This window comes from Aeromonas sp. JL9, from assembly GCF_024436075.1.
Classification (GTDB): Bacteria; Pseudomonadota; Gammaproteobacteria; order Enterobacterales; family Aeromonadaceae; genus Aeromonas; species Aeromonas veronii.
This window is the reverse complement of the sequence record NZ_JANFNV010000004.1, coordinates 1-19,296: the sequence shown is the minus strand read 5'-3', so window position 1 is coordinate 19,296 and position 19,296 is coordinate 1. Positions and strand designations below refer to the sequence as shown.

The 19,296-nt window shown below is 59.2% G+C and carries 15 protein-coding genes; 2 read left to right on the top strand and 13 right to left on the bottom strand.

The annotated features are described in order from the left end of the window. Positions 1-241: 241 nt before the first annotated feature. From NOM06_RS04700 to NOM06_RS04640, 13 genes are all read right to left on the bottom strand, one after another. Complete coding sequence (locus tag NOM06_RS04700) at positions 242-883, bottom strand: ATP-binding cassette domain-containing protein (protein WP_255910059.1); 642 nt, start codon at positions 881-883, stop codon at positions 242-244. Next, a complete protein-coding gene (locus NOM06_RS04695) occupies positions 883-1,671 on the bottom strand; it encodes an ATP-binding cassette domain-containing protein (RefSeq protein WP_255910058.1) in 789 nt (262 codons plus the stop codon). The genes NOM06_RS04700 and NOM06_RS04695 overlap by 1 nt, the downstream gene beginning before the upstream one ends. Next, the gene (locus NOM06_RS04690; RefSeq protein WP_167565751.1) at positions 1,665-2,480 is read right to left on the bottom strand and encodes an ABC transporter permease; all 816 of its coding nucleotides are present in this window, start codon (positions 2,478-2,480) and stop codon (positions 1,665-1,667) included. The genes NOM06_RS04695 and NOM06_RS04690 overlap by 7 nt, the downstream gene beginning before the upstream one ends. Continuing rightward, complete coding sequence (locus tag NOM06_RS04685) at positions 2,470-3,480, bottom strand: ABC transporter permease (protein WP_213389499.1); 1,011 nt, start codon at positions 3,478-3,480, stop codon at positions 2,470-2,472. Before NOM06_RS04685 ends, NOM06_RS04690 begins: the two co-directional genes overlap by 11 nt. Next, positions 3,465-5,075, bottom strand: coding sequence for an ABC transporter substrate-binding protein (locus NOM06_RS04680; RefSeq protein WP_255910057.1), 1,611 nt, complete (start codon positions 5,073-5,075; stop codon positions 3,465-3,467). The genes NOM06_RS04685 and NOM06_RS04680 overlap by 16 nt, the downstream gene beginning before the upstream one ends. Positions 5,076-5,206: 131 nt before the next feature. Further along, positions 5,207-5,746, bottom strand: coding sequence for a hydrogenase-2 assembly chaperone (hybE, locus tag NOM06_RS04675; RefSeq protein ID WP_255910056.1), 540 nt, complete (start codon positions 5,744-5,746; stop codon positions 5,207-5,209). Further along, on the bottom strand, positions 5,728-6,258 hold the full coding sequence (locus NOM06_RS04670) for a HyaD/HybD family hydrogenase maturation endopeptidase (RefSeq protein WP_255910055.1): 531 nt from the start codon (positions 6,256-6,258) through the stop codon (positions 5,728-5,730). Before NOM06_RS04670 ends, hybE begins: the two co-directional genes overlap by 19 nt. Further along, positions 6,258-7,961: a hydrogenase 2 large subunit gene (gene hybC, locus NOM06_RS04665; protein ID WP_255910054.1), complete on the bottom strand. Its 1,704-nt coding sequence runs from the start codon at positions 7,959-7,961 to the stop codon at positions 6,258-6,260. The genes NOM06_RS04670 and hybC overlap by 1 nt, the downstream gene beginning before the upstream one ends. After that, positions 7,958-9,145 carry a Ni/Fe-hydrogenase cytochrome b subunit gene (gene hybB / locus NOM06_RS04660; RefSeq protein ID WP_005351459.1) on the bottom strand — a complete coding sequence of 396 codons (1,188 nt, stop codon included), beginning with the start codon at positions 9,143-9,145 and terminating at the stop codon, positions 7,958-7,960. Before hybB ends, hybC begins: the two co-directional genes overlap by 4 nt. Beyond that, entirely contained in the window at positions 9,138-10,184 is a 1,047-nt protein-coding gene (gene hybA, locus NOM06_RS04655; protein ID WP_255910053.1) for a hydrogenase 2 operon protein HybA, read from the bottom strand. The genes hybB and hybA overlap by 8 nt, the downstream gene beginning before the upstream one ends. Before the next feature lie 2 nt (positions 10,185-10,186). Continuing rightward, positions 10,187-11,320 (bottom strand): hydrogenase 2 small subunit, encoded by a 1,134-nt coding sequence (hybO, locus tag NOM06_RS04650; protein WP_255910052.1) that lies wholly within the window; start codon positions 11,318-11,320, stop codon positions 10,187-10,189. 955 nt (positions 11,321-12,275) lie between these two features. Then, complete coding sequence (locus NOM06_RS04645) at positions 12,276-16,289, bottom strand: ATP-binding protein (protein ID WP_255910051.1); 4,014 nt, start codon at positions 16,287-16,289, stop codon at positions 12,276-12,278. Continuing rightward, positions 16,274-16,441 (bottom strand): hypothetical protein, encoded by a 168-nt coding sequence (locus NOM06_RS04640; protein WP_255910050.1) that lies wholly within the window; start codon positions 16,439-16,441, stop codon positions 16,274-16,276. The genes NOM06_RS04645 and NOM06_RS04640 overlap by 16 nt, the downstream gene beginning before the upstream one ends. Positions 16,442-16,815: 374 nt before the next feature. Between NOM06_RS04640 and NOM06_RS04635 the strand changes: the two genes are divergently transcribed. Both NOM06_RS04635 and NOM06_RS04630 read left to right on the top strand, forming a co-directional pair. Next, the gene (locus NOM06_RS04635; protein ID WP_255910049.1) at positions 16,816-18,432 is read left to right on the top strand and encodes a response regulator; all 1,617 of its coding nucleotides are present in this window, start codon (positions 16,816-16,818) and stop codon (positions 18,430-18,432) included. A gap of 237 nt (positions 18,433-18,669) precedes the next feature. Beyond that, on the top strand, positions 18,670-19,272 hold the full coding sequence (locus tag NOM06_RS04630) for a hypothetical protein (RefSeq protein WP_255910048.1): 603 nt from the start codon (positions 18,670-18,672) through the stop codon (positions 19,270-19,272). The last annotated feature ends 24 nt before the right edge of the window (positions 19,273-19,296 follow it).

Below are 19,296 nucleotides of genomic sequence, written 5' to 3'. Positions count from 1 at the left end.
ACTCGCCCCCCTCACCCTAGCCCTCTCCCCTGGGAGAGGGAACCGGTTTGTGGATGCCGACAGCATGCTGCAACTATACGACTCCCTCAAACCCCTCAGGGGGCGCTTCGAGCATAACAACCAGCCATATTTTCAAACCCCGAGATTTTCCAAACCCTAAACCCTGAGCGTGGTGAGATGGCACCTTCAACTCCCTTCTCCCCTTGCGGGAGAAGGGCTGGGGATGAGGGGGAACTAACCTTCAAGCCGCGCTTTCGGTCAGCTCCCCAGATTCGGGCTGCACCTCCCCAAAGCGCAGCACCCGATGGCAGACCTGACGCAGCAGTGCCTGCTGGTGACTGAAGACAAGCATGCCAAGACCGCGCTGCTCGCACTCAACCATCAACTCCCGCCAGAGTTGGCGCTGAATTTGCGGATCCAGCTGGGCGGTCACCTCGTCGGCAATCAGCAGACGGGTGCGGGGATCGAGGGCACGCAGCAATGCGATGCGGGCCAGCTCACCGCCGGAGAGCTGACCGGGTTTACGACTGAGCCACGCAGGCTTGATCATAAAGCGGGCCAACATGACGTCATCGGGGCGCCAGACATCCCAGAGCGCCTGTCCGGTAGTGCGATAGGGATTGAAGGTGAGCTCCGGATGCTGGGACACCAGCTGAATGGGGTTATAGCCTTTTACCTGTTCAGGCACCGGCTGCCCATCCAGCAGGATCTGCCCACCCGCCCGAACCGGTTGCCAACTCGCCAATACCCGCCCCAGGGTGGTCTTGCCATACCCGCTCGGGGCAGAGATACCGACTCGCTCCCCCGCTTTCACCGTCAGCGACAACCCCTGCCAGAGGGGGCGCTCCCCTTGGGCGATAGTGAGATTTCGTACTTCCAACATCAGGAAACCTCCGGCACAGAGAAGAGCGCATTGAACTCCGGCAGCGCCTGCCAGTGGGCACGGAGCATCTCGCTCCCCTGCCCCTGGCGCAGATGGTGGCTGCTCAAGGTATCGCTCACTTGGCCCTTATGGAGCGCGACTATGCGATCGGCAAAGCGGGCCGCCAGCGCCAGATCGTGGGTCACCCAGAGGATGCCGCTGCCCTGATTGGCCAATTCACGCAACTGGCTGAGCAGCTGGCAGGCCAGCCCCTCGTCGAGCCAGGCGGTGATCTCGTCCGCCAGAATGTAGCGGGCACCACCAAGGGCCGCAGTGCAGGCCAGAATGCGCTTGGCCATGCCACCGGAGAGCTGGCGCGGGAATCTGTCCAGGGTGGTCGCGGGCAGCTGGTAGCGCAGCAGCTGCTCGCCGAGCCGTTCGCGGGAACCGCTCTGACCGCAGAGGCGCGCCGCGCGGCCAAGCTGGCGCTCCACCGTCAGCAGCGGATTGAGGGCGCTTACCCCCTGTGGCACATAGCAGAGGGTGTGACCGCGCAAACGGGCCCGGCTGGCATCGCACAGAGGAGTGCTATCAAGAGAGATGGCGCCGCGCATCCGCAGATTGTCCGGCAGCAATGTTAGGGCGCTTTGCAGCAGCAGGCTCTTGCCCTCGCCGCTCCCCCCCACCAGCGCCACTATCTCCCCCGGTGCCAGTTGCAGGCTGATATCGGTCAGCAATGGCTGCCAGCTGCGTCGCCCCAGCCAGGAGTAGTGGGCCGCCTCTATGGTCACATGGTCAAAACTCAGCATGGTTCACTCCTGTGCCACAGCAGCTGTTGCAAGGCGCGGGTAGCCTGATCAAAGAGCAGCACCAACAGCAGCAACATCAACCCCGGGAAGAGGGCCAGCCACCAACCGCCACCGGCCAGATAACGCAAGGCATCGGCCAGCAGCAGGCCCAGCGAGGCCTCGTGGGCCGCCAGCCCAAAACCGAGAAAGCTCAAGGCCGCGCTGTGCAGCACCGCATGGGGAAACATCAGCAAGGTGCCGATAAACCACTGGGGCAACAGCCCCGGCAGCAGGTGGATGCGCCAGCGACGCAGCGCCCCCATCCCCTGACAGCGGGCCAGCACCACATAGTCGCTGCAGGCGATCCGCCGCGCTTCTGCGCAGAGAATGAGCGCCAGCTTGGGCCAGTGGGTCAGTGCCACCGCCAGGATCACCCCGCGCATACCGCCCCCCACGGTAAAGCAGATAAGGATCAAGAGCAGCATATGGGGCAACGCCAGCATGGCGTCGATCACCATTCGTACCGCCGCATCACATCTGGGGTGAATGAGCGACACGCTTGCCGCCACCATGGCCAGCAGGCCACTGCAGAGGGCAGTACTGATGCCAAGCTCCAGACTGGTGAGGGTGCCCTGAAAGGCGCGCAACCAGAGATCCCGCCCCATCTGATCGGTGCCAAACCAGTGGGCCAGCGAGGGGGGCTGCTGGCGCGCCAGCAGATCCATCGGCACATCCTGATGAGAGAGGCTCCAGCCGTAAGTGGCCAGCAGCGCCAATCCGAGCAGGGCAAAAACCAGCCGCAGTATCGAGGGAAGCGGATTAAACAGCATGCTCACCCTCCCAGCCCCGATTGATGCGGGCCAGCAGCAAACTGGCCACCGTGTTGCCAATAAAGACCAGCAGGGTGCAGAAGAGCACGATTCCCATCAGCAAGGGGATATCGCCCCTGAGCCCCGCATCCACAGTGGCCTGGCCGAGCCCCGGGTAGGAGAAGACCTTCTCGGCCAAGAGCGATCCGCCAATCAGCTCGCCGAGGGAGGCAAACTGCAGGCAGAGCGCCGGGGTCAGGGCGTGGCGCAGCACGTGAAAACGCAGCATGGGCCAGCCGCCATCCCCCTGAGCGCGGGCGTAGCGGATAAAGTCGCTCTCCAGCACCTCGGCCACCCGCCCCCGGGTATGCAGGGCAATGTTGCCCACCCCGAGCAGCGCCAGGGTCGTCACCGGCAGCAATAGATGACGCAGCCGCATGGCCCAGTCCACCTCATCGGCAGCAAGCCCCGGCGTCCAGGCGCAGCAAACTGGCAGTAGCGGCCAATGCACCGCAAACAGGGCGAGCAGCAAGAGGCCGACCCAGAAGGTGGGCAAGGAGGCGAGCAGGTAGGCAAAACGGCAAATCAGGCGATCGGGCCAGCGATTGAGATAGCGACCGGCGCAGAGGCCAAGCAGAATGCCGAAAAAGCCGGAGAGCAGCCAGGCACCCGCCAGCAGCAGGAAGGAGGCAGCAAAGCGCTGGCCTATTACCTCACCCACAGGTGCGTTGTAGAGCATGGAGTAGCCGAGATCTCCCTGCAGCACCTGGGTAAACCAGTGCCAGTAGCGCAGCCAGAGCGGCTGATCCAGCCCCCAGCGGGCGGCGATGCGGGCGTATTGCTCCGGCGGCACATGGAGCAGATCGTTGCCGATATAGGCCTTGATGGGGTCGATGGGGGAGTAGCTCAGCAGCACAAAGGTGGCGACCGAGACCAAACATAACAGCCCTGCCAGACGCAGCAGGGCTTTTAGCAACAGATAACCGGAGTGACTCAAGGGCGAACTTAACGGCACGTCCACCGCCAATCCTGCAGGTTGTTGAGGAGTGACCAGCTACCGTGGATTTCCGGCGCCCCCTTGCCAAGATCGATGCAACGGTTGGCGAGATAGGTGTGCTGCACATTGAGCAGCCAGGCCCAGGCGGCATCTCCCTGCACTCCGGCGCCGGTCTTGCCATCCCACTCCACCTGCTGCCAGAACGGCACGGCCGCCTGCCAGTTCGGGGCATCCAGCGCCTGCTTGAGGTGGTTATCCACCACAGGGTTGCTGTAGTAGCCCGGGTTGTAGAACTCCACGCCACCGGAGCCGCTCTGGTAGTGGTGATAGAGCTCCATGGGATCCAGACTCCCCCACCCCATCAGCACCGGGTTGGCGTGCATCTCCCGCTCCACCTGCTCCCAGCTGCCGGACTTGAGGCTCACCTCAAGACCGATGGGCTTGAGCATGGCCCGCACCGCTTCCGCCAAATCCCGGCGGGTGCTGTCGCCACTGGTGTACCAGAGGGTAAAGGCGGCGCGCAGGGAGCCCTTGTGGCGAATGCCGTCACTGCCCATCTTCCAGCCAGCCTCATCGAGCAGGGCGTTGGCATGGGCGGCATCGCCATCCTTGAAGGCGGTGGCTTTATTCAGCCAGGGCAAGCCTTCTACCGCGCTGTAAGCGGGGATGGCGTGCCCTTCCAGCAGCTGGTCGGCCAGCAACTTGCGGTCAATGACGTAGTTGATGGCACGGCGCACCGCTACATCCGAGGTCACGTCGTTGCCGATGGGATAACCCTTGGCATCTTTGCTGCCCGCTGGAGGAATGGGGAAGACGATACCGCGGTTCTCCACGCTCGGCCGCACCCAGAGCTTGAGGGTGTCGGGTACGGTAGGCGCCAGCGACGGGGCGATGCGCACCAGATCGAGCTGGCTACTCTGGGCGGCGGCATAGGCGCTCTCTTCATCGATAAAGACAAACACCAGCCGTTTGAAGTCATTGTTGCCGCCAGCGTAATAGGGGTTCGCTTCCACCACCAGCTGCTGACCGGGCAGGAAGCTCACCAACCGGTAAGGGCCAGCACCGACCGGCTTTTGGGCGTACGCTTTGGCGTCGTAATCCTTCTTCGACACTATCCCCAAGGATCCCAGCACGTTGACGAAGGTACTCTGGGGAGCACTCAGGGTGATGGCCACCTCGGTGGGCGAAAGCACCTTGGCCGAGACAAAGTTGCCCATGTCGATCTTGCCGCCGCCCTGGGCTGCGCTGTTGTAGGTAAAGGCCACATCTTCGGCGGTGAGCGGCGCGCCATTGGAGAATTTCAGGTCAGGCTTGAGGGTAATGAGCCACCCCTTGCCATCCTTGCTCGGGGTCACCGACTGGGTGAGCACATTCTGCCAGCTGAGATCGGCGTTCTGCTTGAGCAGCGGGCTATGCAGCAGCAGGTAGCTGCCGTGGCTCCAGCCAAGCAGAGGGTCAAACCCTTCGGTGGGTTCGGCTCCGATGGCGAGCTTGAGCTCGGCAGGCACTGGTTGGGCTGCGGCCAGTGCCGCGTGAGAGGCTGTGCCCAGCAGCAGAGTCAACAGGGCGGCAGCACTGGTGCCACAGTAATGGCGAAGGGAATTGCGTGGAACAGTCATGGGGATCCTTCTTGTTTTGTACCACTCACGGATCATCACTCAAAAAAGAGGTGGAATGCGTGATTTAACATGGGAGTGAGGGGCCAAAATGGCCCCCTATTCTAAACTTGATTTCGTGTGAAACCTAGCAACTATGCCGGTTGACCGCGCCGGGCACCTAATAACCGTCTGCGGCCCAGGTCCACGCCGCCAGCCCCTTGCTGCACCGGCAAGGAGAGCAGCATCTTGAGGGTGCTGCTCACCAGTGCTCGCCCCTCCCCGGCCCCGAGATGGGGATCGAGCGGCGACATCAGGGAGCAGGCCAGCAACTGTCCCGTCTCGGGCAGTTCACCCACCATAAAGGTCATGTTGCCGCAGGGGAGCTGCAATGCGAGCCGATCGCTGCTGCTGCGCACCGGCCAGAGTTGGTCCGGCCCCGGCAGCACCACCACGCTCAACATCCAGGGGGTGAGCACACAGCCGAGCCACTGACCTTCAAACAACGTGCACTCCGCCACAATGGGCATGGTGGCGTGATAGAAGGGCAACGCCTGCATCTCTTCGCGAGCGATCCGCTCGTACTGGGCCACCAGCAGAGGCGCGGGATTGCTTGCAAAACCGGCAAACTCCTGCGCCATCTCCGGTACTACCTCCAGCACTCTCTCAGCCTCGCTTAAATGGGATTGCGCCATATGCCCTCCCGCGCTTGTTCAGTTTTCTCCTGCTCAGAGAGCGCAATCGCGGGCGCACCAACGGCTGCCAGCAGGGTCAAAATCCGATCCGTCGCCTCCCCCATGGCAGCCGCCACCACGGGGGTGAGGCCGATACGCGGTTCGAGGGATTCGGGCTCGACCCCGATCAGGGTGAGCCGCTTTGGCGACTCCCCCGTCATGTGCAGCGCCGAGAGCACATCCGCCAGCCCCAGTTGGTGCGGGGAGATCTTGCGGCCAAACAGGGTCGGGATCTCCTCATCCTTCAGGGTCACTACTGTGCCCGGCGGATTCCCGCTGCGCACCGCATCTGCCAGTATGATGTGATCGCGACTGGCCATCGCTTCGAGCAACTCCATACCGGCGGTACCGCCATCGAGCAGCTCGATGCCGGGGGCGAAACAGTAGTTGCGCCCCAGCGCCTCGACGATGCGAACCCCCACCGCCTCATCGCTCAACAGCAGGTTGCCAACGCCCAGGATCAAGGTGTTCATCACAACACCTTCACCTGAGTCGTTTCGCCATTTTGGGTATCCACCACATGCACCGCGCAGGACATGCAGGGGTCGAACGAATGGATGGTGCGCACCACCTCCAGCGGTTTGGTGGGATCCGCCACCGGGGTGCCCACCAGCGATTGCTCGTATGGGCCGGGCTCGTCATTGAAGTTGCGCGGGCCCGAGTTCCAGGTCGATGGCACCACCGCCTGATAGTTCTCGATCTTGCCGTCCTTGATGACGATCCAGTGGGAGAGCATGCCGCGCGGCGCCTCTTCAAAGCCCACCCCGCGAAACTCCTTGTCCGCCGGGATCTCGGCCTTGATGTAGGCGGTGGTATCCCCCTTGCCGATGTTGTCCACCAGCGCCTTCCACTGGTGCGCCAGGGTATCTTTCAGCACGCAGCAGCGCACCGCGCGACCGATGATGCGGCCCATGGTGGAGTGCAGCTGTTCGGTCTTGATGGCAGAGCCGGTGAGCGCCTTGTAGATGCCGTTCAGCTGATCGAAGTGCGCTACCGTCTCCGGGTGTTTGGCGGCGAGCTTCACCAGCAAGTCGGCAAGCGGCCCCACCTCCACCACCTTGCCGTAGAAGGTGGGGGATTTGACCCAGGAGTATTTGCCGTCATCCTGCCAGCCGGTGTAATTAGGCTCGGTCTTGCCCTCCCACGGCTTGAGGGGCTCGTCATCCTTGTACCAGGCGTGCTTGTTGCTCTCGGCGATGCCATCCATCAGCCAGCCATCCTGATGGCTCTCGATGGGGCGATACCCGGCCAGATCGCCATTCTCGATGTAGCCGCCCGGCATCAGGAAGCTGCCGCCGTCACCGTCGGTGGGGAGCTCCGGCACACTCAGGTAGTGCTTGGCCCCCTGCCCCAGGTTCAGCCACTCGGGGTAGTGGGCGGCTATGATGGCGGCATCCACCTTGTAGACCTGCTCGATAAACTCGCCGAGCCGGTCGATAAAGCTCTTCACATAGAGCAGCCGCTCCAGGTTGAGCACACTCGGTGCATCCAGATTGATGGGGTTGGCCACGCCGCCCACCGCCAGATTCTGAATGTGCGGGCTCTTGCCACCGAGGATGGCGACGATGCGGTTGGCATCGCGCTGGCACTCCAACGCCTGCAGATAGTGAGCCACGGCGATGAGGTTCACCTCCGGGCTCAGCTTCATCTCCTTGTGACCCCAGTAGCCGTTGGCAAAGATGCCAAGCTGGCCGCTCGCCACCAGGGCGCGGATCTTGTCCTGCACTTTGGTCAACTCGTCGGCGCTGTTGAGGGACCAGGTAGAGACCCCCCTGAGCATGTCCGCTGCTTTTTGCGGATTGGCCTCAAGGGCCGCGGTGATGTCCACCCAGTCCAGCGCGGAGAGCTGATAGAAGTGAACGATGTGATCGTGGATGTTGTGGGCCGCGATGATGAGGTTGCGGATAAACTGGGCGTTGACCGGCACCTTGGCGCCGATGGCGTTCTCCACCGCCCGCACCGAGGCGATGGCGTGAATGGAGGTACATACCCCGCAGATGCGCTGCACTATCATCCAGGCATCGCGCGGGTCGTTACCCTTGACGATCTCCTCCATCCCGCGCCACATGGTGCCGGACGACCAGGCTTTGGTCACTTTTCCGCCTTCGATTTCGCAGTCGATACGCAGGTGCCCCTCAATGCGGGTGATGGGGTCTATGGTGATACGTTGGCTCATACGTTGGCTTTCCCTCGGGCCTGATAATCTTGGTGAACACGTTCAAGTGATGGCAGTACCGGCAGCAGCCGGATCAATAGCAAATAGGCACACACCTCGATGGCGACGAAGCCCAGGGAGATCAGTACCTCCTCCGCGGAGGGGAAGTAGTGGTAGCCATTGCCGGGGTTGAAGGCGAGCAGGGAGTAATCCAGTCGCCAGAGGGCTGCGCCCAGCAGCATGCTGAGGGCTCCCAGGAACAACATGCGCGAATCGCGGCGGCTCTTGTCCCAGTGGAACACCAGCAGCGGGAAGATCATCAGCGCAATCTCGCTCCAGAACATGATGGAGAAGCGATTGAACTCGGAGAGATACTCCGACTTGTCGTGGATGACGATCTCGGCAAAGCGCAGCGCCACAAACAGGATCAGGAAGATGTCGATCACCTGGGTCAGCTTGTAGAAGAGCGACTTCTCGTTGGGGCCCCGCCCAGCCAATCCCGCCTGCACCAGGGAGCCTTCAAACACCACGATGGAAAAACCCATGATGAAGGCGGTCAGAAGCGAAAAGACCGGCAGCAGCTCGTAGCTTTGCCAGAGCGGATGGATCTTCTCCCCCGCCACTATCATCAACGAGCCCATGGAGGATTGGTGCATGGTGGGCAACAGAGCCCCCAGCGCCAGCACGAAGAACATGATCTTGTTGAGGCGAATGAGTGACGCCTTCCAGCCGAACTTCTCCAGCAGCACAGGAGCGAACTCCAGCGCCATCACCCCGATATAGATGGTCATGCAGACAGCCGTCTCGAACAGTACCGAGGAGGTGTTGAAGTGACCGGGCAGGTAGAAGTACGGCAGGTTCCAGTAACGCCCCACGTCGATGGTGATGGAGAGGCCACCCAACGAGTAGCCGAACAGGCTCGCCAACAAGGCCGGTCGCACCAGCGGGTGATACTCGCCCCGGTTGAACACATAGACAGCCCAGGCCAGCGCCCAGCCGCCACAGGCGAAACCGGTACCGATCAGCAGGTCAAAGGAGATCCACAACCCCCAGGGGTAACCCCCGTTGAGATCGGTAACTGAGCCCAGCCCGAAGACGAGGCGTTTTAAAATCAACATGCCGCACAGCACGGCAAAGGGGGCCAGCACCAGCACAGGCCAGCTGACCAGCTTGCCGCCGAGGGGATGTGCCTTGTGATTACTCATGATCCTTGCCTCCCTTTGTGGTGCCCTGATCCTTGATCTGCGCACTCCCCTGATCATGGCCATCATCATGATGGTGATCGTGACCATTCTTGGTGTTGCGGCGAATGAGCACCGAGAGGCCGGTCAGCACCACCATGGGCAGCACCATCCCCTTGTAGAGGGTGTGCTGGATATGCTCGGAGCGGGCACCGGACGAGAGCTCCGGCAAGTCGGGCATATCGAGCTTGGTGTAGGGCACCCCGGCCAGCACCAGCACCTGGGTACCGCCCCCCTCCTTCTCGCCATAGACGTAAGGCTGGTAGTTGGGCACCTCGTGCAGGTAAGGGTCGTTGGCAGAGAGGGTCTGGCGCGGATAGGCATATTCGCTGCCCGGGGTCGCCAGCAGGCGGCGCTTGGCCTCGGCCATCAGCTCCTCGCGGGTGCCGAAGATCACGGCTCCGGTGGGGCACACCTCGACACAGCCGGGCAACTTGCCCTGATCGATCCGCTCAAGCCCCTTCTGGTTGCAGAGCTCGCACTTGTGGATCGCCCCCAGCGGATTGTCGTAGTCATATTTGGGCACATCGAACGGGCAGCCCACCATGCAGTAGCGGCAGCCGGTGCAGACGCTCGGGTCGTAGTGAACGATGCCGGTCTTGGGATCTTTTTTAAGAGCCTGCACCGGACAGACCGAGACGCAGTTGGGATCGACGCAGTGCATGCACTGCTTCTTGATGTAGGCATAGCCATCCACCAGCTGATCCTTGTGCTCACCAGTGCCGCTTTTCCACACCTGAATGATGTTGTTGGTGTAGGGGGTCAGCTTGTCGTTGTTGGACCAGGTTTGCGCCCCGGCTGGATTGGCCGGGTTGCCGTTGAGGCGCTGACACTCCGCCACACAGGCCTGACAGCCGACGCAGAGGGTGGAGTCGTAGAGCATTCCGAGTGCCCCGGGAATGGGCGGCTTGTTCTTGGCCGCTGCCAGTGCGGTGCCGGGTACGGCTGTGCCCGCCGCCAGTGCACTGGCAGAGGCAAATTTGAGGAAGTTGCGTCTGTTCACGGTTACTCCTCCCGTGATGGGTGCTGCCCGGCTTCGTGGCGCTTCTGCTGGCGACCGAGTTCACGCACCGTCATCAGACTCACCCCCACCAGCACCCCGAGGGCGCCACCGATAAGGCCGGTCGCAGTGGGCGAGGTATAGCCCCCCTCCTGAATTTTCACATCGGGTTTATCCACCCGCGGAGTCGGGTTCTCTACCTTGGCAAGCTGGAAGATCCCCTTGCTAAAACCGACCCCTTGCTCGTTGCAGCCATAACACGGGTGACCGATGCCAACCGGCCAGATGCCGCCGCCCACATCGCAGAACTCCAGAGTCGAGCAGTTGCCGTAGGTCTCCGGTCCTTTGCAGCCCAGATGGTAGAGACACCAGCCTTGACGGTGGCCCTCATCACCAAACTCCTTGGCAAAACGCCCTGCGTCAAAGTGCGGACGGCGCTCGCAGTTCTCGTGGATCAGGCGCTCATAGGCAAACAGCGGACGCTTCTTGCTATCCAGCGCCGGCAGCTTGCCGTAGGTGATGTAGTAGGCAACCGTGGTGAGGAAGTTGTGGGGATTTGGTGGGCAACCCGGGATATTGATGATCGGGGTGCCGATATTGCCGAGCGCTTCTTCAAGGCTGACGGCGCCGGTCGGGTTGCCGCCGCTGGCAGGCACACCGCCCCAGGCGGAGCAGGAGCCGATGGCGATGACCGCAGCCGCGTCACTGGCGGCACGGCGAATATGGTCAACGATGGGCTCACCGGCCACCATGCAGTAGACGCCACCATCTTTGAGCGGAATGGAGCCATCCACCACCAGCACATACTTGCCTTTATAGCGCTTGATGGCGTTGTGCTTGTTCTCTTCCGCCTGATGACCAAAGGCCGCCGAGAGCACCTCGTGGTACTCCAGCGAAATGGTGTTGAGGATCAGGTTCTCGATGGTGGGGTGCGTGGCGCGCAGCAGCGATTCGGTACAACCGGTGCACTCCTGCGCCCCAATCCAGATCACCGGCGGCCGTTCGGGGCTGGTGAGCGCAGTGGCCATCTTGGCGACGGCATGCTGACTTAATCCCAGGGTTGCGGCCATCCCGGCACACAATTTCATAAAATCACGGCGATTAATCCCATGAGCCGATAAAAAATTATCCTCGACCATTCTACTTATTCCCGTAGTGAGCACTTGTTTGATAAATGCTTAATAGCGGAAATGCTAAGGACTCACCCACCCTGCAGTATTGATCTCTATCAATTTCGACCGGCTTACCCCTATTTTCATCGCGAGCCACATCACAAATGAAATTAATTACCCCCAAAGGGATATTTTGCAGCCCCGTAAATTTTATGAACTTAATTGGACATTAAATAATTAATCGCCACATATCCTCTCTTTCACTGCGAGCCAAATTAACATGACTGAAATCTAGGCTATGCCGTTCTTTTAACAATACTGATGCCCACCAATAAATGATCAATTGAATATATCTTTACTCACCTCATTGCATATTTCATGCAGTCATCCACGGGACAACCACCTGACTTACCTCCCCACACCAGAACGGTCTCACGGCCAGCTGCCACCGGTAGCAAGCACAGCCTGTACGGCACGATATCCCTGCATGTCGCTTGCTGTCTGCTTGCATCTTACCTGCGCTGCAGGGCGATGATTGCTCCTGCTAGCCTACACAGTACAACCCCGCTTGGCCGCCCTGACGTTTAACACAGCTTAATAAAAAGATGCCGCCGAGATATGTAGAATCACTATGACCTCCTCCACTCTTTATTGACTTGCATACTGATGAGTAAAATATCGCGCGCGCGGATATGTTTACGCATCAACATGAATCTGCATTCAAATTAATGGTGAGAGAAAAAGTGAGGATGTCAGCTGTCTGCAACATAGTAATCATATTTAACTCGCGATACATTCGTTCATCCGGTTACAGATGTTACCGCCCATATTTACACTATTTACCTTTACGTCACCCAGCGTAATTAACCCGAACGTAAATATCTACCATACCGATAGAGATGATAATTATTCTTGTTCAGTGACAACCAAAAGAAATCAGTAGGATGACGATGAACATGACAAGCGATAAGGGTGTTAACCATCACCCAAGCAGTGGCGCCAGCAACTGCAGCGCCTGATCGAACTCGAACTCGTTGACCGCCCGGCTCACCTCTTGAAATGCAGCACGCAGCGGCAATGAACTGCCAGCCAGATCAGCCTCAATCTGCTGACAAAGCGCCAACGCCTGGGCATCGCTCTGTGCCAGCAAGGCCCCCAACTGCTGGAGTTGCGCCGCCATCATCCCGGCATCAATGCCCCGGGAAGCACCCATCGTCACAGGGGACGCTGCCAGCGCGGCTTCCAGCCCAGACAGCAGGGGCGTCAATTCAGCCATCAGGGATGGCAAGCGGGTTGCGATCCCTGCATCATCCCCCTCTTCACAGGCTTGCTCGAGCAGCGCCGCCTGCTCCGCCACACCGATCGCCCCTATGGTGCTGGCACTGCCCTTGAGGGTGTGAGCCAGACGCCGGGCCGTGACTTTGTCATCCGACACCCACACCGAGTGGAAACTGCCTTCAAACCCCTGCTGCCCGTTACAGAAGCGCTGCAACATATTGCGGTAGAGCGCACTGTCGCCCCCCATCACGGCCATGCCCCGCTGCACGTCAAGGCCGGGCACGCCTTGCCAAAGGTTCGCATCGTCAGTCACCTGCAACTTGCTGGCGGCAGCCAGCGGTCTGGCGGGTGTGATCCAGTGCGAGAGGGTCGCCAGCAACAGCGGCATATTCAAGGGTTTGGCGATGTGGTCATTCATGCCTGCCGCCAGCGCCTTCTCTTTATCTCCGGCCATGGTGCTGGCGGTCATGGCGATAATGGGGATCCCGGCCAGCGCCGGATCGGCGCGGATCAACCGGGTCGCGGTGTACCCGTCCATCACCGGCATCTGGCAATCCATCAGGATACCGTCAAACCCGCGATCTTGCGCCAACAGGGCGAGCGCCTGTGCCCCATCACAGGCACAGACCAGGGAGATCTGCTCCTTGCCCAACAGGGCCAACGCAACTTCCCGGTTCATGTCGTTATCATCCACCAGCAGCAGACGAGCCCCCGCCAGCCCATGAGCAGGCAACGCAACCTGATGATGGGGGCTTGCATCCGATAACGCCTCCCGACCCACGGCATCGCCCGCTAGCGCCTGACGCAGTGTTTGCGGAGTAAAGGGATGGGCCAGCACATCACATGGCGACAACCCCAGCGCAGCAACATGGCTGGCAAGCGGTGCGGGATCGCCCGAGGTGATAAGCAAGATCGCAGGCGGCGCTGCCAGCGTGGCTATCTCCTGCAGCACCTCTGGCAACCAGCTATCTCCCTCCTGCCAACCCAGCATCACTCGATCCCAGGGTTTGCCCGCCGCGATGCCTTGATGCAGCAGTGCCAGCACTGCGGCGGGCTCGTCCGCGCAGACAAGCTCAACAGGCAGCGCCGCCAGCTGGTGGAGAATGGCCGCTCGCGAAGCAGGGCGCGACTCCAGCAACAGCAGACGCTGCGGCGCCACACGTTGATCTTCATGACCCTGATCCGCCACGGTCGCGAGACAGATACGGAAGTGGAACTCGCTGCCCAGCCCCGGGTTGCTCTCCACCCGGATCTCCCCGTCCATCAGTTGCACCAGATTGTGCGTGATGGCCAACCCAAGACCGGTGCCACCATATTTGCGGGTGGTCGAGCTGTCAGCCTGTTCAAAGGAGTGGAAGAGACGCTGGCACTGCTCGGCTGTCATGCCGATACCGCTATCCTGCACACTGCCCTGCAGCCAGCTCTTGCCATCTCGCTCGTTACTGCGTGCCAGCCGGACAATCACCTCTCCCTGCTCGGTGAACTTGATGGCATTGCTGGTCAGGTTGAGCAGGATCTGGCCAAGTCGCAGGGGATCGCCGCGTAAACGGTCAGGCAGATCACCGGCCAGATCGAACAGCAGCGCCAGCCCCTTTTCCCGCGCCCGAAACGCCGTCAGATCAGCCAGCCACTCGAATACCTCGTTGAGCCGGAAATCTACCTGTTCCAGTTGCAGCTTACCCGCCTCCATCTTGGAGAAGTCGAGGATGTCGTTGAGGATCCCGAGCAGGTTGTTCGCCGCTCTGTCTATCTTGCTCACATAGTTGTGCTGCTCGGGGGAGAGACTGGTTTGCAGCGCCAGATGGGCCATGCCGATGATCGCATTCATAGGAGTGCGGATCTCATGGCTCATGTTGGCCAAAAATTCGCTCTTGGTTCGGGTGGCATCTTCGGCGATCTGCCGGGCTTCGAGCATGGCGGCCTCCGCCTGCTTGCGGTCGCTGAAATCGAAGATGATCCCGTCCAGATAGATGGCCTTACCCTCGGCATCATAGGTGGCGAGTCCGATGGAGTAGACCCAGCGGAGCTGACCCCAGCGATCGAAGATGCGGTACTCGTTGATGTATTGCCGATGTTCGGCAATGGCATCGATGGTGTTGCGGTTGCTCAGTTCGAGGTCATCAGGATGGATCAAGTCACCAAAATCGCGGCTGTTATCGACAAAATCGCTGGCGGGATAGCCGGTCAATTTTTCCGCCTCGTCGCTGACGAACAACATGGTCCAGGGGTGATGGGGCAGACAGCGATAGACCATACCCGGTACGTTGCGCACCATGGACTGGATCCGCTGCTCGCTCTCGTGCAGCCGCTGGCGATCTGCCGCTATCCGGTCATGGGCCTCCCGCATGGCCTGCTCGGCGGCACGGATCGGGGTGATGTCGACCAGGCTGCCGACCGCACCGCTACGCTCGCTCTCGGCAAGCTCGATCCCCGAGAGAAAATAGAGCATGTCCAGAGGACGACCATCCGGCGAGAGCAGACGCACCTCATGCTGCGTTCTGGCCCGACTGCCCGCCACCCTCTGCAAGGTGTTGCACTCATCCACCGCATCCAGTCCGGCCAGTTGCGGCAACTCCGCCAGCCGCTTGCCCTCGAGTGGGCGGGTACCACCAAATGCGCTGGTAAAGGCGCGATTCACCCCCAGCAGGCGACCCTGATTGTCGGTATAGAAGAGAGGATGTGGCAGGGTATCGATCAACGCCTGCTGAAAGGCAAACTGCTCGTTGCGCTCGCGAATACTGCGACGACGCAACATTCGCCCCTGCCAGAGCAGGGCCGAGATCAGACAGATCAACAGGGCGGTCCCGAACAAGGCCACTCGCCGCCATCCTGACACGACCTGATCCACATTGCCCAACAGCAGCAGCGTCCACTGCCCTTTGGCATCGTTCCACTCGAGAGGCATGCGACTCACCAGATAGCTATCGTTCCCAATCCTGACCTCACTGTCATCGAGTGCAGGCAGGATCACCGGTTGGCGATCCGGAGCAAAGTAGTGTCCATAGAGGCGAGAGGCAAAGAGCTGCTGTTGCCTGACGGCAGAGTTCGCGCCCACCACCGCCATTTGCCAGTCGCTCTTGTTGCTGGCCATCACTACCCCGTCGGGCGAGACCAGCAAACCGATGGTATCGCCCCACCCGGCCAGAAAGGTATCGAGCAGCGCCATCTCGTAGCGCGCTACCACCACCCCGGTAATGTCGCTTCCTTGCGCCCGATCGTGAGAGACTGGCGCCGCCACATAGATCATCCGCTTGCCGGTATTGAGGCTAACCCCGGCATCTACTGTTTCCAGCCCCTTGAGCCCTTGCCTGAAGTAGGAGCGAAACGACACATCCTGCCCGACAACATGGCGGCCAAGCGCATCCCAATCACGGACAATCACCCCTGCTTTATTGGTAACAAAGGCATGATTGGCCTTCACCCCCTGCGCCAGCACCTGCAGTGCTTCGCTCGGGCTCACATCCCCCCGCTCGAGCAGTGACGATTGCTGGATCTCGCGGTTTAGGCGGCCAGCCAGTTGCACCGCCCCCATCCCCTTGCTTGATAGGGTCAGTTGCTGCAAATTCTCGCCCTCGCGCTGAATGCGGGTATCCAGCGACTGGCGATACTCCTGCCGCTCCAGTTCCAGATAGAAGGCATCGACCAGTGTGGCCACCATCAGGGAGAGCAACAGCACGGCAGCAATGTGCCAGAGACGGGATTTCATGGTTGACAGCATGCTCCATCGTTCTGCCTGGCCATCATCAGCACCGCCTCACAGGAGAAGACGTGCAGCTCACCGGGCAGCGCATTCATCAACTTGTGGCAGCCACTCTTATCATCAACCAGCAGCACCATAGGATGAGCCGCGTTCGGGGCAAGATGTTCCATATCTCGTGATTCTCCCTGCCAAGATGGAGGATGGCGACCCTTGCCAACCTTTCTCACACCATAACGGATCCCCCGACAGGCAGCCATGACAACCCGGTTGAAATGTGCGCACAACCCGACAGGAGCCAGCAACTCACAAGGGATAAACCGGATACAAGAAAAAAGTGGATATGGGGTAATGGCGGTTGTACACCATCAGAAGATGGGTCAGCACCAACGGTATGGTGATATCGGATTGCTCTCTTTATCACGTTGGGTGATGAGCCAGCTTGCAGATTTATATTTCCAGCGCAAGGTAGCAGAGGTATCGGTTGACCAGGGTCATGCACCCTATATTATCATGCTCAAAATGAGCTGGCAGGATACAGCGACAGATGGGCACATCAGAAAGCCATATGGACATAGCAAAAATAATTTCCGGGCCCACGCTGGTACTGGAAAAAGATAATGTGCACAGCGATGCGCTATGCAATCAGTTACGAGCCATTGGCATAAGCCAGATTACGGTGGTGGAGAGTGTCGAGGCCCTGGAACGTTGCGTGGCTGATGGCCCTGCCGCCATGATCATCTGCAATATCGATCTCGATTCGGCAAACTTGCTCACGCTGCTGAAAAATATTCGCAGTAGGGCACCTCATCACACACTACCATTTTTGACCCTGACCTCAGGGACAGATCGCCCATTGATCGAACAATTTGTCCAGGCGAAAGTCTCTGACATTATCTTGACCCCGCTCAAGCCCGATACCCTTAAAACCAGGATCACTCGGCTGCTGTTGGCAACCAGCCAGTGGCAGCCCCCACTTTCACAATTTGAATTCGGTCGTTTGCACCGTTTTTCCAACAGCGATCTGGTCGCCAGCAATCAGGATAGTCCTACCATTCTGGTGGTTGACGATGTTCCAGATAATTTGATGCTGATCACCTCGGTATTTCGCAAAGAGTTTCATCTCAAGCTGGTCAAGGATGGCGAAAAAGCGATCAGGATATGCCAATCGGATAATCCACCCGATCTGGTGCTGCTCGATATCATGATGCCCAACCTGAACGGATTCGATGTCGCCAGAATTTTGCGTGAACATCCCCACTCAGAGCACATCCCCATCGTCTTTATGACGGCACTGGATGATATCTATTCCCGTAAACGGGCGATGAAACTCGGAGCTGTCGATTTTATCACCAAGCCAATCGACATCGAGATGCTGCGTTTTCGCATTGCCAATCTGATGCGGCTGGTGCATGCCAGAAGAGATCTGCAAAAAGAGTTCGATCAGATGCTTGAGCTCAACGCGCTCAAAGAAAGCCTCGAGTTCAATATCCGCTATGAAATTCGGGAGCCCCTGCTCAACGCGCTACACCTGCTGGAAGAGCTGGCAGCCGACTCATCGCTCAACATGCTCCAAAAAACCCAGCTCTCCATCACCAGAAAATCTGTAGGCGATGCGCTGGCATTGACCCGGCTGGCCAGCGAGATTTACCAGATTGAAACCGGCACCTTTGTGTTGAAAGCGGGTAAAGTCCAGCTCTTTAATATTTTCAATCGGCTTTCGGTGCAATTCAAAAATCTCTATGCCGGGAAAAAGCTCGATATCAAGCTGACCAAACCCAAAAATTACCTCTATGACGAGCTATTCATCGCAGGTGACGAATTTCTCTGTTATTCCGCGTTTCAAATATTGACACGGCTCGCTTGTGAGCATGCGGCGCCCTCCTCCTGCGTGGAAATTGTCTGTCTGAAATACCCCGACAGCATTATTTTAAATATTGATAGCTCGACCTTACTGGATATCAACAATGTCCTCTCTCTGTTCGACAGATTTCCATCCTCTAATAACAACAAAGAAGCACACAGTCACAATGGCTATCATGGCAAAATCATGCTGGAAGCCCATGGCGCCACCGTTACTGTATCGCTGGATGAAGAGACCAGGTTGCTGAATATCTCGGCGCACTTCCCGCAAAAAGAGGGTTTCAATCCATATCCAGAGTGAAAAGAATCACGATCACAGTACTCAGCGGTAACATCGCCGTGGATCATTTTTGGCTACTGCGATGGGTGAATAAAAAAAGGATTTATCACCCCTTTCCATTTATCGTCATCTGGTGGTTTACGCAACGGGGTATCTTTAATGCAAGCAGCAAGGGCGAACACCATGAAGCTACCCATTATCCTGTTGGGTTATCTCATTTATACCCCACTCAACAAACCCATCCATTAAGGAGATAACATGAGTCTCATTCGCCGCGTTATCCCCTTGTATGTTCATATTGCCCACCTGTTTCTGGGCTTGCTGCTGGTGTTTGCCCTGATCACCCTTGGTCACCAATATCGGCAGACCAAAACCATGTTGATGAAAGAGGCGGAAGAGAGATTCAGCCTGATTGGCCAACTCACGACCCGGGAGCTGGAAGGGCTGTTTAGCTCCTCGGCCCTGAGTGTCAATCTGCTCGCCCAGCAGCGCTTGACCAAGGCCACAACCCTGGCAGACCGCATGGCCAACATCCCCTATATGGCGACCCTGTTAACAGGGCTGCCCTCGGCCAATAGGGTCTATGCCGGTTACAACAACGGCGATGTGTTCCGGCTGATGCGCTGGCCTGCCGACACCGAGGTGCAACATCTGACTCCCCCTGCCAATACCCGCTGGATCGTCAAAAGCGTTCGGCATCAGGAGGCAACCACGCTCACCGATATCTTCGCGCTGGCCGACAACCTCACCGTCATCGAGCATCAACAGGTATCAGGGCAGCTCTTTGATGCCAGAGAGCGCCCCTGGTTTAGAGCCGCTAACAAAACCGAGTTGATTCGAATGATGCCAACCCCAACATAGGCAGCATGACACGAAAAATCATCA